Source organism: Brevibacterium permense (assembly GCF_025506275.1).
Classification (GTDB): Bacteria; Actinomycetota; Actinomycetes; order Actinomycetales; family Brevibacteriaceae; genus Brevibacterium; species Brevibacterium permense_A.
In genome coordinates, this window is record NZ_QYCP01000007.1 from 1 (window position 1) to 384 (window position 384).

Consider the following 384-nt stretch of genomic DNA (forward strand, 5'->3'; position numbering starts at 1 on the left):
GCCCTACGACCCCGCCACCCAGCGCGCCAACGACGGCAAATGCGACGCGCTCGGCCGCTTCTGGGTCGGCACGCTGCACGAGCCGCCCGCGGGCCGCCCGCGCGAGCCGGTGGGATCGCTCTACTGCATCGACGGCCGCGGCAGCGCGACCGCGCCCGTGGTACGCCGCATGCTGGACGGCGTGATGACCGCCAACGGCCTGGCCTGGTCCCCGGACGGCCGCCGGCTCTACTGGGCCGACACGCCGGACCACACGGTGAGCGCCTGGGACTGCGATGCGCAGGGCGAACCGGTGGGCGAGCCGCGCGTCTTCCACTCCTTTCCTCCGAAGCCTGCCGGGTGGCAGCCGGGCGACCCCGGCTGCCACCCGGCAGGCTTCGGAGG

At 75.5% G+C, this 384-nt stretch carries 1 protein-coding gene; it reads left to right on the forward strand.

Features of this window, described 5'->3' with window-relative positions; genetic code table 11:
- The coding region (locus D3I60_RS01315; RefSeq protein ID WP_262774299.1) for an SMP-30/gluconolactonase/LRE family protein at positions 1-384 on the forward strand (384 nt) is incomplete at both ends.